The organism is Solimonas terrae, from assembly GCF_011067135.1.
Classification (GTDB): Bacteria; Pseudomonadota; Gammaproteobacteria; order Nevskiales; family Nevskiaceae; genus Solimonas; species Solimonas terrae.
The window spans coordinates 142915-156254 of the sequence record NZ_JAAMOW010000003.1; the positions used below are offsets into that span (position 1 = coordinate 142915).

Consider the following 13340-nt stretch of genomic DNA (forward strand, 5'->3'; position numbering starts at 1 on the left):
GAGGGCGGCCCGGCGGCCGCCCTCGTCGTTTGTGGAGGTGCACCATGAGCGCCGCCGAAGGTCGCCTGCGCTGGCTGTTGCGGCGGGGAATGAAGGAGCTCGACGTGCTGATGGAGCGCTACCACGCGCACCGTTTCCACGACGCGCCGGCCGACGAGAAAGCCGAGTTCCTGCGCCTGGTGACGCTCGCGGAAGACCCCGATATCTGGGCCTGGGTGATGGGCTACGACACGGTGCCCGCGGAATATGCAGCCATCATCGAACAGCTTCGCATCTACCGTTGATCTGAGTTTGCGGCCGTCGCTGCGCGCCTTGCGCGTGGTGTTCGTGCTGCACGTGATCTGTCTGGTGCTGCTGCCACTGTCGATGGAGCCCGGCTGGCCGATGATCGTGCTGGTCGCGCTGTTCGGCGTTTCGTGGTTCGCGCTGCGGCACAGCGCCGTGCTGGGCTTCAATGCCAAGGCGCTGACGCGCGTGATCTGGCACGCCGACGGCCAGTGGTCGGTGTTTCGCGGTGCGCGCGAATACAAGGCCGAGCTGCTGGACAACAGTCTCGCGCATCCGGCCCTGACCGTGCTCAATTTCCGGTTGATCGAAGGTGGCCGTGCGGCGCGCGTGATTGCCGGCGACGAGGCGACGCCCGAACTGCTGCGACGTCTGCGGGCGAGATTGTCGCTGTAGGCCTGGCGCTGGCGCCGACTGACGTCGTCAGCTGCGTCCGGGCAATACCGTTGGCGCCGCTTCCGCCAGCGTTTCCGGATAATCGAGCGTGTAATGCAGGCCCCGCGATTCGCGGCGCTCCAGTGCCGAGCGGATGATCAGATCGGCGCAGCGCACCAGATTGCGCAACTCGAGCAGATTGGCGTTGATGCGGTAGTTGCCGTAGTACTCGTCGATCTCGGCCTTCAGCAGCTGGACGCGGTGCAGGGCGCGCTGCAGGCGCTTGGTGGTGCGCACGATGCCGACGTAGTCCCACATGAAAGTGCGCAGTTCCAGCCAGTTGTGGCTGACCACGACGTCCTCGTCGGAGTCCGTGACGCGGCTTTCGTCCCACGGGCGCAGTTCGGTCGGCATCTCGCGATCCGGCAATTTGGCGATCAGGTCTTCCGCCGCCGCCTTGCCGAACACCAGGCATTCCAGCAGCGAATTCGACGCCAGGCGATTGGCGCCGTGCAGACCGGTGCAGGCCACTTCGCCGATCGCGTAAAGGCCGTCGACATCGGTCTGCGCCGACAGGTCCGTGAGCACGCCGCCACAGGTGAAATGCGCCGACGGCACGACCGGGATCGGCTGCTTGCAGATGTCGAGCCCCAGCGACAGGCAGTGCGCATGGATGCTGGGAAAGTGATGCTGGATGAAGCTGGCCGGTTTGTGCGTGATGTCGAGGTAGACATGACGTAGGCCGAGACGCTTCATCTCGAAGTCGATCGCACGGGCGACGATGTCGCGCGGTGCGAGTTCGGCGCGCGGATCGAAGCGCGGCATGAAGCGTTCACCGGCCGAGCCGTCCGGGTTGACCAGACGCAGCACCGCGCCTTCGCCACGCAGCGCTTCCGAAATCAGGAAATTGCGGGTTTCGCGGTGAAACAGCGTGGTTGGATGGAATTGCATGAATTCCATGTTGGCGACCCGGCAACCGGCGCGCCAGGCCATCGCGATGCCGTCCCCCGACGCACCGTGCGGATTGCTCGAGTACAGATAGACCTGATTGGCGCCGCCACTGGCCAGGACCACCGCCTTTGCGGCGCAGGCGCTGACGCGGCCGCTGGGGATGTCGTACAGATAGGCGCCGAGCACGCGATTCGAACCCGGCGGTGCGCGACGATCGACGATCAGGTCGACGGCGCTGCAGAACTCGCGGATGCGGATGGCGGGATGCGCCGCGGCCAGCGCAGCAAGCGTGGTTTCGACGGCGCGACCGGTGGCATCGGCGGCGTGCACGACGCGGCGGTGGCTGTGGCCACCTTCGCGGGTCAGATGCAGGCGTGTGCCGCGCTGTTCGCCGTCTTCCTCGGTGAACGCCACGCCCTGTTCAAGCAGCCACTCGATGCCGTCCGGCCCGCCCTCGACGGTGAAACGCACGGCAGCTTCGCTGCACAGGCCGGCACCGGCAATCAAGGTGTCCTGCACATGATTTTCGGTTGAATCCTCGGCGTCGAGCACCGCAGAGATGCCGCCTTGCGCCCACAAGGTACTGCCTGACTGCAGGCTGGTCTTGGAGACCACGGTGACATGGTGACCCGCCTTGGCCAGGCGCAGGGCGCAGGACAGACCGGCGGCGCCGCTGCCGATGACCAGGACTTCCGCTTCGTTCATGGAGCGTTCGGGACGCGAGGTGGGTACAATGGAGGACTTTGCGCGAATCGATTCGCCGCTGCCGGCATCAGCATGCTGTGTCGGCGTCGCGGCCGTGGTTTCGATCGGGGTTCAACCGCTTTTTCGAGGTGGGAGTGTAGCGTTTTTCGCGCCCGCGAAATCCGCATCAAGGCATGAGCGATACCGTTACCGACGAGCAGCTCGTGGTCCGTGCCCAGACGGGCGATCAACGCGCGTTCGAGTTGCTGGTGCGCAAGTACCAGCACAAGATCGTCCAGCTCGTCAGCCGCCTGGTCGGTGACGGCGACGCGCCTGATGTCGCCCAGGAAACCTTCATCCGTGCCTACCGGGCGCTGAACGGCTTTCGCGGCCAGTCGGCGTTCTATACCTGGCTGTACCGGATCGGCATCAATACCGCCAAGAACTATCTGGTTTCGCGCTCCCGCCGGCCGGCCGATCAGGACATCGATGTCGCCGATGCGGAACTGTATGGCCATACCGAACATCTAAGCGACATGGAGACGCCCGAGGCGTCGCTGCTGACGGAAGAAATCCGCAATGCCGTGGCCGACACGATCGCCAAGCTGCCGCCGGATCTGCGCAAGGCCATCACCCTGCGCGAGTTGGAAGGCCTGTCGTACGAGGAGATCGCCGAGGTCATGGACTGCCCGATCGGGACGGTCCGCTCACGGATCTTCCGGGCGCGGGAAGCCATTGATGTCGTTCTCAAGCCCTTGCTCGACTGATGTGGCGGCCCAGGCACCGTCGGTCGTCGTTTCGGGAACTTTCTCCCGAATTCGAGGTTAAGGGTATATTCAGATTTTCCAGGTGGCCGGCATGATGCACGAAACCTTGTCCGCTTTGCTCGACGGCGAATGTACCGATCAGGAACTCGACGCCCTGCTCGACGCGCTTGATCGCGAACCCGAAATGAAGGCGATGTGGGGCCGCATGCAGCTGGCACGCGATGCGCGCAGCGGCATGCCGGTCCGCCAGCTCGATCTGTGCGCGGCCGTGATGGCCGGCCTTGATCGGGCACCCGACGGCGTGCGACCCAAGGTCGTCGAGCTCGCGTCGCGGCGCCGGCCGGTGTCGTGGCGGACCGCCGCCGGCTTCGCCGCGGCGGCCTCGGTTGCCGCGGTGGCGATCACGCTCGGCATCAATTTCGGTTCGGTGCGCAGCGGCAACCCGGCGCTGACCGCCGCCAATGATGCCGGCCCCCGGCAGTTGTCGGCCGGCATCCACGATGTGGCCATGAGCAATGCGCCGACGACGGACGCGCAGGGCAACGAGCAGATGGACGAAGACCTGCGCTATTACATGATCGAGCACAGCAACACGCTGGCCGATCGCGGCGTCGGCGGGGCCTTGTCCTACGCCCGCTTTGCCGCGAACACGGCGGACGAGGCCTTCGTCCAGCCGGCCAACCTGGCGTCCGGCGGGACACCGTAATGCGTCATCGCGTCGCACTCGGGCTCCTCGCCGCCGGCTGGAGTCTGGCGGCAACTGCGGCCGATCCTGCGGACTGGCTGGCGCAGATGAGCGAGGCGGCGCGCGCAGCGAATTACCAGGGCGTGATCGTTTACCAGACGCATGACCGGCTGGAAACGATGCGGGTCGTGCATCGCTACCGCAAGGGCCAGGAGGTCGAGCGCGTGCAGACGCTGACCGGCGCGCCGCGCGAAATCATCCGTACCGGCAATGAAGTGGTCTGTCTGTTGCCGAAGGACCGCAAGGTCACGCTCGAGCTGCCGACGCCGAAAGCGCTGTTCCCGGGCCTGACGCCGGAACGTGTTGCGCAAATCTCCCGTTACTACGAATTCCGCGATGTCGGCGAAGCCCGCATCGCCGGGCGCAAGTGCCGCGGCATCACAATCGCACCGCGCGACCAGTACCGCTATGGCTACGAAATCTGGGCCGACGCCGATACCGCCGTGCCGGTCAAGGTCAATCTGATCGGTCGCGGCAACGCCGTGATGGAGCAGTTGATGTTCACCGAGATCGAGTTCCCGAAATCGATCCCGGACAGCGCACTGCAGCCGGAACTTGATCCGGCGAAGTTCCAGAAAGTGACGCGCTTCGTACCCGAACCCAAACCGTTCAATGTCGACACCGAGGCCGACGCGCAGTTCGCCAATCTGCCGCCCGGCTATCACGTCGCCATGCGCGACGTGCGGCCGACGCTGGATGGGCAGGGCGTGGTCGAGCACATGCTGCTGTCGGACGGACTGTCGGCGATCTCGGTGTTCACCGCGCATCGGCGACCGACCGCCCAGGCTTTCCAGGGCTTTTCGCAGATCGGCGCGCTGAGCGCCTATGGTCGGGTCGTGGGTTCGATCCACATCACCGTGGTCGGCGAGGCGCCGTCCGATACCGTGCGTCTGATCGGGGAAAACGTGCAGCCGCCGCCGGGCGTGACGGCACCGGCCTCCGACGCGTCGGACCCGACACCATCACCGTGAACGATACGGCTGCCGTTTTTTTGTGGCTGTTTGAATTTCTACGCGAAATCCATTGAAATCCGCCATGTTGCGCGCGGATCAACCGTGGCGCCGGAGTTTTCAATGAAGCTTGCCGCCGTTCTGCGGCTGTTCCTCTTGTGCGCCTTGCTGAGCGTCGCTGCCTGCCAGCGCGGTCATGGCGCGTCCGCGGCTGCTGTCCTTCCGGATTTCGCCGATCTCGTCGAGCAGGTCTCGCCGTCGGTGGTCAACATCAGCACGGTACCGGCGGACGTGCCGGTCGATCCGCAGCAGGCTGCCGCCGGCAGCGGCGGTGATGCCGATGGTGACAGCGATGCCGATACGCTGAAGAACGCGCCGGAGTGGTTCAAGCGCTTCCTGCAGCAGCACCCGGACGAATCCTCCGGTGACGGCAACGACGACGACGGTACCGACAGCGACGGTCCGGCGACGCTGCCGCCGGGACCGCAGTCGCTCGGCTCGGGCTTCGTGCTGTGGAGCGACGGCTACGTGCTGACCAACTTCCATGTCGTGCGTGACGCCAAGGAAGTGATCGTGCGCCTGCTCGACCGCCGTCAGTTCACCGCGCAGGTGGTGGGCAGTGACGAGGCAACCGATGTCGCGTTGCTGAAGATCGATGCCAAGGACCTGCCGGCCGTGAAGATCGGCGATGCGACCAAGCTGCGCCCCGGGCAGTGGGCGCTGGCGATCGGCTCGCCATTCGGGTTCGATTATTCGGTGACCGCCGGCATCATCTCGGCCAAGGGCCGTGCCCTGATCACCGAGCAGTATGTGCCGTTCATCCAGACCGACGTGGCGATCAATCCCGGCAATTCCGGCGGCCCCCTGTTCAATCTGGCAGGCGAGGTGATCGGCATGAACTCGCAGATCTACTCGCAGTCCGGTGGCTATCAGGGCCTGTCGTTCTCGATCCCGATCGACGTCGCCGCCAAGGTTGCGCGCCAGCTCAAGGATCAGGGCAAGGTCACGCGCGGCTGGCTCGGCGTGGTCGTGCAGGAAGTCGATCGCGACATGGCGCAGCAGGCGCGCATGGACAAGCCGGAAGGCGCGCTGGTGGCGCGGGTGATCGCGGACAGTCCGGCGGCCAAGTCCGGCGTGCGCGAGGGCGACATCATCCTCAGCTACAACGGCGAGGTGTTGCCGAATTCCGCGGCGCTGCCGCCGATGGTCGGCATCACCGATCCCGGCGAGATGGCGACGCTGAAGCTGCTCCGCGACGGCAAGAAGCTGAGCGTGAAGGTTGACGTCGGTACCCTGGCGCCGGGCGTCGCCCAGGACGACCTCGAAGCGCCGAAACCGGTGCCGGCCGGGCCGCTGGGGCTGGTGGTGCGCAGCATGAGCGCCGACGAACGCAGCAAGGCGCAGGTGCTCAGCGGCGGCGTGACGATCACCAGTGTCGGCAACGGTCCGGCGGCGCGCGCCGGTATCCGCAGCGGGGATGTGCTGCTGCAGATTTCCGGCCAGGAAATCGACAGCCCGGACCGGCTCGCGGTGGTGGTTTCGCGCCTGACGCCGGGCGCGACCGTGCAGGTCCTGGTGCAGCGCCGCGGCTCGCCGCTGTTCCTGATGCTCGATGTGCCCGGCGACACCTCACCGAGTTGAAACCGGCGTGAATCCGTCCGTCACGGTACCGCGCTGGCTGTTGCTGTCACGCCCGGACTGCCATCTCTGCGAGGCTTTCGAAGCCGAGCTGCGGGAGCATCTGGGCGTCCAGCCGTTCCTGCTCGACGCGGCCGATGTCGACGAGCGCGGCGAGTGGCGCATGCGTTACGGCACGCGGATTCCGGTGCTGCTGGACGAACAGGGGCGGGTGCTGGCCGAAGGAATCTTCGACAGCGCGGCCTTTGAACGCAATTTGCGCAGGTAGGCCCGGGCAAGACGCTATACTGCGCGACTTGATTCATCTCCTTGCAAGCGCCGGCGCCGAACGGCAGGCGGACAGCCCATCGGACTGTTCGCTACCGGGCTGGCGCCTACTTTCAGAACACGCTCCCATTTAAAGTCAACGGTTTCCCGTGCGTCAGGATCACATCCGCAATTTCTGCATCATCGCGCACATCGACCACGGCAAGTCGACGCTTGCCGATCGCTTCATCCAGCTGACCGGCGGCCTGCAGCAGCGCGAGATGCAGGCGCAGGTGCTCGACAACAATCCCATCGAGCGCGAGCGCGGCATCACCATCAAGGCGCAGGCCGTACAGCTGCACTACGAAGCGAAGAACGGCGAGATCTACCAGTTCAACCTGATCGACACGCCGGGGCACGTCGATTTCTCCTACGAGGTCAGCCGTTCGCTGGAAGCCTGCGAGGGTGCGCTGCTGGTGGTCGATGCCTCGCAGGGTGTCGAGGCGCAGTCGGTGGCCAACTGCTACACCGCGCTCGAGCAGAATCTCGAAGTGCTGCCGGTGCTGAACAAGGTCGATCTGCAGAACGCCGAGCCCGAGCGCGTCTGCGACGAAATCGAGCAGGTGATCGGCATTCCGGCGATGGACGCGCTGCGCGTTTCGGCCAAGACCGGCCTCAACGTGCCGGACGTGCTGGAAGCAGTGGTCGAACGGCTGCCGCCGCCGAAAGGCGATCCGGACGCCAGGCTGCAGGCGTTGATCGTCGACTCCTGGTTCGACAACTATCTCGGCGTGGTCTCGCTGGTGCGCATCTTCAACGGCTCGGTCAGGAAGGGCCAGAAGATCCGCGTGCTGTCGACCGGCAAGGACTACGAAATCACGATGATGGGCGTCAACGCGCCCAAACGCGTGTTCAAGGACGAACTGCAGTGCGGTGAAGTCGGGTTCATCGTCGCCGGCATCAAGGACATCTTCGGCGCGCCGGTCGGCGATACCCTGACCTTTGCCGGCAACGCCAGCGTCGAAGCCCTGCCGGGCTTTCGCAAGGTGCAACCGCGCGTGTTTGCCGGCATGTTTCCGATCGACGCCGAGGATTTCGAGGACTTCCGCGAATCGCTGCAGAAACTGCGCCTCAACGATTCGGCGCTGCAGTTCGAGCCGGAGAACTCGACGGCGCTGGGGTTCGGCTTCCGCATCGGCTTCCTCGGCATGCTGCACATGGAAATCGTGCAGGAGCGCCTCGAACGCGAGTACAACCTCAATCTGATCACGACCGCGCCGTCGGTGATCTACGAAGTGCTGAAGAACGACGGCGACGTGATCAAGGTCGACAATCCGGCGGAACTGCCGGAGCCCGGCTTCATCAGTGAGCTGCGCGAGCCGATCATCAATGCCCGCATCCTGATGCCGCCGGACTATGTCGGCTCGGTCATGCAGTTGTGCATGGAAAAGCGCGGTGTGCAGAAGAACCTGCGTTATCTCGGCAGTCAGGTGCAGATGGAAGTCGAGATGCCGATGGCGGAGGTCGTGCTCGATTTCTTCGATCGCCTGAAGAGTGTGTCGCGCGGCTATGCCTCGTTCGAATACGAGTTCGTGCGCTTCGAGGCGGCCGATCTGGTGCGCCTGGATGTGCTCGTCAACGGCGACAAGGTCGATGCGCTGGCGTCGATCGTTCACCGTGACAGCGCCTATCCGCGCGGCCGCGACCTGTGCGAGCGCATGCAGGACGTGATTCACCGCCAGATGTTCGACATCGCGATCCAGGCTGCCATCGGTGCCAAGATCATCGCGCGCTCGACGGTCAAGGCACTGCGCAAGGATGTCACCGCCAAGTGCTACGGCGGCGACACTTCGCGCAAGAAAAAGCTGCTCGAGAAACAGAAAGAAGGCAAGAAGCGCATGAAGCAGGTCGGCTCCGTCGAGATTCCGCAGGAAGCGTTCCTGGCGGTGCTCGGTGTCGAGAAAAAGAAGAAGTAATCGTTTCAACCAACGTTTTTGGAATCGGACATGCAAGACATCCAGTGGGACTTCGCCACCATCCTGTCACTGCTGACGCTGGTCACCGGCATCGTCTGGCTGCTCGACAAGCTCTGGCTCGGACCGAAGCGGCGCGCCCGCCTGGGCATCGACGTGGCGGACAAGCCCAATGGCTTCGTCGACTTCTGCCGCTCGTTCTTCCCGGTGATCTTCGTCGTGCTGATGCTGCGTTCGTTCGTTGCCGAGCCGTTCCGCATCCCGTCCGGCTCGATGATCCCGACCTTGCTGGTCGGCGACTTCATCCTCGTCAACAAGTTCGCCTACGGCTTCCGCGATCCGGTGTTCCACGACAAGTTCATCAAGATGGGCGAGCCGTCGCGCGGCGACGTCGTGGTATTCCGCTGGCCGGTCGACCCGAGCAAGGATTTCATCAAGCGCATCATCGGCATCCCGGGCGATCACATCGTCTACCGCAACAAGCAGCTGTTCATCAACGGCGAGCCGGCGACGCTCGATGCCGACGGCGCCTATACCGCGCCCGGCCTGCCGCCGCCGGGCGTGGTCTACCGGATGAAGGAGCACCTCGGCCCGGTCGATCACCGCATTCTGGTCAATCCGGAACGGCCAGCCGACGATTTCGAATTCATCGTGCCGCCCGGCGAATACTTCGCGATGGGCGACAACCGCGATGGTTCGGACGACAGCCGTCGCTGGGGCACGGTTCCCGAGAAGAACCTGGTCGGCAAGGCCTTCCTGATCTGGATGTCCTGGGACGCCGAGAACACGCGCATCGAATTCTCGCGCATCGGCAAGTCCATCCGCTAAGCTAGTCCGCACTTCACGGGGAAGGGGAACAACATGCGCTCACTGCATCGCCAACGTGGTCTGGGCTGGTTCGGCCTGCTGTTCGTGCTCGCCGTGATCGGCTTCGTCGCCATCGTCGTCGTCAAGACGCTGCCGATGTATCTGAACCAGATGAAGGTCGCGTCCGGCGTCCACGCCACGGCGGCCGACCCGGAGAACGCCAAGGCCGATGTCCACGACATCCGCAAGGAGCTGCAGAAATACTGGGACATCAACGACGTCGACTATCTGGCGGTGTCGGACATCGACGTCAAGCGCACCAACACGGGTCGCTTCCTCAGTTACGACTACGAGGCGCGCGAGCATTTGTTCTTCAATATCTACATCGTCATCGAGTTCGCCGACGACGTGCCGCTGGCCAACGTGCAGTCTTGACGCGCGTCGCGAAAAAACTGGAATGCCGCCTCGGTTACGTCTTCCACGATGCGGGGCTGCTTGAACAGGCGCTGACACATCGCAGCAGCGGGCACGTCAACAACGAGCGCCTCGAATTTCTCGGCGACGCACTCGTCAATTTCGTCATCGCCGACGCGCTGTACCGTTTGCGCGCAAAGGCCGAGGAAGGACCCTTGTCGCGCCTGCGTGCCAGCCTGGTTCGCGAGGAAACGCTCGCCGGACTGGCGCGCGAACTGGAACTGAGCGATGCCTTGACGCTCGGCGAGAGCGAGCTGAAATCCGGTGGCTATCGCCGTGATTCCATACTTGCCGATGCGTTCGAAGCGGTGCTTGGCGCCGTCTACCTCGACGGCGGCTTCGAACCGGCGCGCACCGTGTGCGAACGGCTGTTCGTGACCCTGCTTGCCGATCTTCCCGACGCCGACAGCCTGAAGGATGCCAAGACGCGGCTGCAGGAATGGCTGCAGGCGCAGGGTCGGCCGTTGCCGCGTTACGAGGTGATCGAGGAAAGCGGTCCGCCGCACAAGCGCCAGTTCCGCGTTCGTGCGTCGCTGGCGGACGCCGACGCCACGACCGAAGCTCAGGGCTCAAGCCGTCGCGGTGCCGAGCAGGACGCCGCCAGCCAGCTTCTGATGAGCCTACAATCGCGCCATGCATAGCGGTCTCGTTTCCATCGTCGGGCGGCCCTCCGTGCAAGCGCATGGCGCTTGCGCGACACGAGATGCGGCGGCTGTTGCCGACGTTGGGCCGTGGCGGTCGGTGCCGAGGATGTTTCGTGCATAGCGGTCTCATTTCCATCGTCGGGCGGCCCAACGTCGGCAAAAGTTCGCTGATGAATGCGCTGGTCGGGCGCAAGGTCAGCATCGTCTCGCACAAACCGCAGACCACCCGGCATCGCATCCAGGGTGTCGTCAATCGCCCGGAAGGCCAGATCGTGTTCGTCGACACGCCGGGCCTGCATCAGCGCGAGACGCGTCGCCTGAACCGGGCAATGAACGAACAGGCGATGGCGAGCTTCTACGATGTCGACCTGATCGTGTTCGTCATCGAAGCCAGACGCTGGACCGACGAGGACGCCGCGGTGCTGCGTCGGCTCGAGGGCATGCAGACGCCGATCGGTCTGGTCGTCAACAAGATCGACCGCATCACCGACAAGGCGGCCTTGCTGCCGGAGCTGCAGAAGCTCGGCGCATTGCGCGATTTCGCGTTTGTCGTGCCGCTGTCGGCGCTCAAGCGCAACAATACCGACGCCCTGCTGGGCGAGATCTTCAGGCGCCTGCCGGAAGGTCCGCCGCTGTACCCGGAAGACCAGATCGTCGGCTACGACGACGCCTTCCTCGTTTCCGAAATCGTCCGCGAGAAGCTGACGCGCAATCTGCATCAGGAACTGCCGTATTCGCTCACCGTCGGCGTCGAGCAGTACGAACGCGACGGCAATCTCGATCGTGTCGACGCCGTGATCTGGGTCGAGCGTGAAGGGCAGAAGAAGATCGTCATCGGCGAAGACGGCATCACGCTCAAGCAGGTCGGCACCAGCGCGCGACGCGAGCTTGAGCGCCTGCTCGATCGCAAGGTGTTCCTCAAGCTCTGGGTGCGCGTGCGCGAGAACTGGAGCGACGATCTGAAGGCACTCAAGCAGTTCGGCCTGAGCGGCGACTAGGCCGGCCCGTCTTGAGCCCTTGCGGCGTCATTCGTCGTGTGCGTACTGATCCGTACTCGGCACGCCTCATTCCCTGCACCGGGCCAAAACGGACCCGGCCTGCCAAGCGCCGGAGGCGCCATGCGTGAGCGCATCGCGCTCGAACCGGCGTATCTGCTCAACAGCCGGCCCTATCAGGACAGCAGCCTGCTGCTCGAGGCATACACCCGCAGTCATGGCCGGCTTGGTCTGGTGGCGCGCGGCGCCCGCGGTCCGAAATCGAAACTGCGGGGTCTGCTGCAGCCGTTCGCGCCGCTGTTGCTGAGCTGGAGCATGGCCGGCGAACTCGGCACGCTGAGTGGTGCCGAAGCGGCCGGTCCGCCGCTGCCGCTGCAAGGCGAGCGGGTGTTCTACGGCTGGTACCTCAATGAACTGATGGTGCGTCTGCTGCAGCGTCAGGACGCGCACCCCGTCTTGTTCGAAGCCTACGCGCTGGCGATCCAGCAATTGCCGGGCGAGATGGAGGCGGCGCAAGACGCCCTGCGTATCTTCGAGCGCGACCTGCTCGCTGAAATCGGTTACGGCCTGCTGTTGCCCGACGAACTGCAAGCCGAGCTGCACTACCGCTACCACGCCGAGCACGGACCGATGCCGGTGGCGGCCGGTGTGGCGGGCAGCTACCGCGGCATCAGCCTGATCGAATTGCGCGACGGCCTTTTTTCTTCGGCGCTGGCGCGCAGCGAATGCCGGCGTCTGCTGCGCGAATCGATCGCCGCACAGCTCGGCGGCCGGCCGCTGGAGACGCCGCGCCTGCTGCGCGAAATGCGCAAATAGCGATCAGGCGCGCCATCCGTGGGCGCCCGGGATGGCGACGGGCAGTGTGCGGGTGCGGACGATCAGCGTTCCGAGCGGGTCGATCGGAGCATCCTGCGGACCACGCGGCCGATGGCGATTCGGGCCTGAGTGCCTTGCCGGGACCACGAAAGTTTTCGTCCTTCTGTGTAATCTGTGAAATCCGCGGTTCTGCGCGTTCCCTCAAGACTTTCACCATGCCCAGCACTTCCATCCGCCTCGGCGTCAATGTCGATCATGTCGCGACGATCCGGCAGGCGCGCGGCACGGTCTATCCCGATCCGGTCGAGGCCGGTTGCGTCGCGCTCGCGGCCGGCGCCGCCAGCATCACCGTCCATCTGCGCGAGGATCGTCGCCATATCCAGGACCGTGATGTCGCCGAGCTGGTGCGCATGCATCGCGCGCGCATCAATCTGGAAATGGCGGTGACGCCGGCGATGCTGGCGCTGGCCTGCCGGCTCAAGCCGGCGTTCGTCTGCCTGGTGCCGGAAAAGCGCGAAGAGCTGACGACCGAAGGCGGTCTCGATGTTGCCGCCCAGCTCGACCCGGTCCGCCTGGCCTGCCAGCGGCTGGCAAAGGCCGGCATCGCCGTGGCCCTGTTCATCGACGCCGATGTGCGCCAGCTCAAGGCCGCGCGCGCCAGCGGTGCGCCGCATCTGGAAATCCACACCGGACGATACGCCGACACGCGCGGCGCGGCGCAGGCCGATGAGTTGCGCCGGATCGCCGCGTTTGCGAAGTCCGCGCACAAGGCCGGCTTCGAGGTCCATGCCGGCCACGGTCTGACCACGGCCAATGTCGCGCCGATCGCCCGCATACGCGAGGTCATCGAACTGAACATCGGCCACAGCATCGTCGCGCGCTCACTGTTCGTCGGCCTGCCGGCGGCGGTGGCCGAGATGCGCCGGGCAATCGACGATGGCCGCTCGCGCTGAACGGCCCGGGTCACTCGCTCGTGCGAGCGCGGGCACG

15 protein-coding genes are annotated in these 13340 nt (G+C 65.0%); 14 read left to right on the forward strand and 1 reads right to left on the reverse strand.

What is annotated here, in order from left to right; all coding sequences use genetic code 11:
* Window positions 1-44 precede the first annotated feature (44 nt).
* Entirely contained in the window at window positions 45-284 is a 240-nt protein-coding gene (locus tag G7Y85_RS06650; RefSeq protein ID WP_166253807.1) for an FAD assembly factor SdhE, read from the forward strand.
* A gap of 7 nt (window positions 285-291) precedes the next feature.
* On the forward strand, window positions 292-681 hold the full coding sequence (locus G7Y85_RS06655; protein ID WP_166253810.1) for a protein YgfX: 390 nt from the start codon (window positions 292-294) through the stop codon (window positions 679-681).
* A gap of 27 nt (window positions 682-708) precedes the next feature.
* Here G7Y85_RS06655 and nadB read toward each other — a convergent pair whose 3' ends face one another.
* Window positions 709-2316 (reverse strand): L-aspartate oxidase, encoded by a 1608-nt coding sequence (gene nadB, locus G7Y85_RS06660; RefSeq protein WP_166253813.1) that lies wholly within the window; start codon window positions 2314-2316, stop codon window positions 709-711.
* A 173-nt stretch (window positions 2317-2489) separates the two neighbouring features.
* Between nadB and rpoE the strand changes: the two genes are divergently transcribed.
* The 12 genes from rpoE (at window position 2490) to pdxJ (ending at window position 13303) form a co-directional block, all read left to right on the forward strand.
* Window positions 2490-3062 carry an RNA polymerase sigma factor RpoE gene (rpoE, locus tag G7Y85_RS06665; protein ID WP_166253816.1) on the forward strand — a complete coding sequence of 191 codons (573 nt, stop codon included), beginning with the start codon at window positions 2490-2492 and terminating at the stop codon, window positions 3060-3062.
* 91 nt (window positions 3063-3153) lie between these two features.
* Window positions 3154-3768 carry a sigma-E factor negative regulatory protein gene (locus G7Y85_RS06670; protein WP_166253819.1) on the forward strand — a complete coding sequence of 205 codons (615 nt, stop codon included), beginning with the start codon at window positions 3154-3156 and terminating at the stop codon, window positions 3766-3768.
* The gene (locus tag G7Y85_RS06675; protein WP_166253822.1) at window positions 3768-4778 is read left to right on the forward strand and encodes a MucB/RseB C-terminal domain-containing protein; all 1011 of its coding nucleotides are present in this window, start codon (window positions 3768-3770) and stop codon (window positions 4776-4778) included. The genes G7Y85_RS06670 and G7Y85_RS06675 overlap by 1 nt, the downstream gene beginning before the upstream one ends.
* A 102-nt stretch (window positions 4779-4880) precedes the next feature.
* Window positions 4881-6398, forward strand: a complete 1518-nt coding sequence (locus G7Y85_RS06680; RefSeq protein ID WP_166253825.1) for a Do family serine endopeptidase — start codon at window positions 4881-4883, stop codon at window positions 6396-6398.
* A gap of 7 nt (window positions 6399-6405) precedes the next feature.
* Window positions 6406-6663 carry a glutaredoxin family protein gene (locus G7Y85_RS06685; protein WP_166253828.1) on the forward strand — a complete coding sequence of 86 codons (258 nt, stop codon included), beginning with the start codon at window positions 6406-6408 and terminating at the stop codon, window positions 6661-6663.
* 148 nt (window positions 6664-6811) lie between these two features.
* Window positions 6812-8617, forward strand: coding sequence for a translation elongation factor 4 (lepA, locus tag G7Y85_RS06690; protein ID WP_166253831.1), 1806 nt, complete (start codon window positions 6812-6814; stop codon window positions 8615-8617).
* 30 nt (window positions 8618-8647) lie between these two features.
* Complete coding sequence (gene lepB / locus G7Y85_RS06695; RefSeq protein WP_174839746.1) at window positions 8648-9442, forward strand: signal peptidase I; 795 nt, start codon at window positions 8648-8650, stop codon at window positions 9440-9442.
* Between the two features lie 33 nt (window positions 9443-9475).
* On the forward strand, window positions 9476-9856 hold the full coding sequence (locus G7Y85_RS06700; protein WP_166253834.1) for a DUF4845 domain-containing protein: 381 nt from the start codon (window positions 9476-9478) through the stop codon (window positions 9854-9856).
* Window positions 9853-10536 (forward strand): ribonuclease III, encoded by a 684-nt coding sequence (gene rnc, locus G7Y85_RS06705; RefSeq protein ID WP_166253837.1) that lies wholly within the window; start codon window positions 9853-9855, stop codon window positions 10534-10536. The genes G7Y85_RS06700 and rnc overlap by 4 nt, the downstream gene beginning before the upstream one ends.
* A 62-nt stretch (window positions 10537-10598) precedes the next feature.
* Window positions 10599-11537 (forward strand): GTPase Era, encoded by a 939-nt coding sequence (gene era, locus G7Y85_RS06710; RefSeq protein WP_166254654.1) that lies wholly within the window; start codon window positions 10599-10601, stop codon window positions 11535-11537.
* A 120-nt stretch (window positions 11538-11657) separates the two neighbouring features.
* Window positions 11658-12350 carry a DNA repair protein RecO gene (recO, locus tag G7Y85_RS06715; RefSeq protein ID WP_166253839.1) on the forward strand — a complete coding sequence of 231 codons (693 nt, stop codon included), beginning with the start codon at window positions 11658-11660 and terminating at the stop codon, window positions 12348-12350.
* 215 nt (window positions 12351-12565) lie between these two features.
* On the forward strand, window positions 12566-13303 hold the full coding sequence (gene pdxJ / locus G7Y85_RS06720) for a pyridoxine 5'-phosphate synthase (protein ID WP_166253842.1): 738 nt from the start codon (window positions 12566-12568) through the stop codon (window positions 13301-13303).
* Window positions 13304-13340: the final 37 nt, after the last annotated feature.

Bases quoted from the DNA above. Each gene is read 5' to 3' on its own strand.
- lepB (WP_174839746.1), top strand. From the start codon at position 8,648: ATGCAAGACATCCAGTGGGACTTCGCCACCATCCTGTCACTGCTGACG.
- G7Y85_RS06675 (WP_166253822.1), top strand. From the start codon at position 3,768: ATGCGTCATCGCGTCGCACTCGGGCTCCTCGCCGCCGGCTGGAGTCTG.
- G7Y85_RS06700 (WP_166253834.1), top strand. From the start codon at position 9,476: ATGCGCTCACTGCATCGCCAACGTGGTCTGGGCTGGTTCGGCCTGCTG.
- G7Y85_RS06650 (WP_166253807.1), top strand. From the start codon at position 45: ATGAGCGCCGCCGAAGGTCGCCTGCGCTGGCTGTTGCGGCGGGGAATG.
- G7Y85_RS06680 (WP_166253825.1), top strand. From the start codon at position 4,881: ATGAAGCTTGCCGCCGTTCTGCGGCTGTTCCTCTTGTGCGCCTTGCTG.
- nadB (WP_166253813.1), bottom strand. From the start codon at position 2,316: ATGAACGAAGCGGAAGTCCTGGTCATCGGCAGCGGCGCCGCCGGTCTG.
- G7Y85_RS06670 (WP_166253819.1), top strand. From the start codon at position 3,154: ATGATGCACGAAACCTTGTCCGCTTTGCTCGACGGCGAATGTACCGAT.
- rpoE (WP_166253816.1), top strand. From the start codon at position 2,490: ATGAGCGATACCGTTACCGACGAGCAGCTCGTGGTCCGTGCCCAGACG.
- recO (WP_166253839.1), top strand. From the start codon at position 11,658: ATGCGTGAGCGCATCGCGCTCGAACCGGCGTATCTGCTCAACAGCCGG.
- era (WP_166254654.1), top strand. From the start codon at position 10,599: ATGCGGCGGCTGTTGCCGACGTTGGGCCGTGGCGGTCGGTGCCGAGGA.
- pdxJ (WP_166253842.1), top strand. From the start codon at position 12,566: ATGCCCAGCACTTCCATCCGCCTCGGCGTCAATGTCGATCATGTCGCG.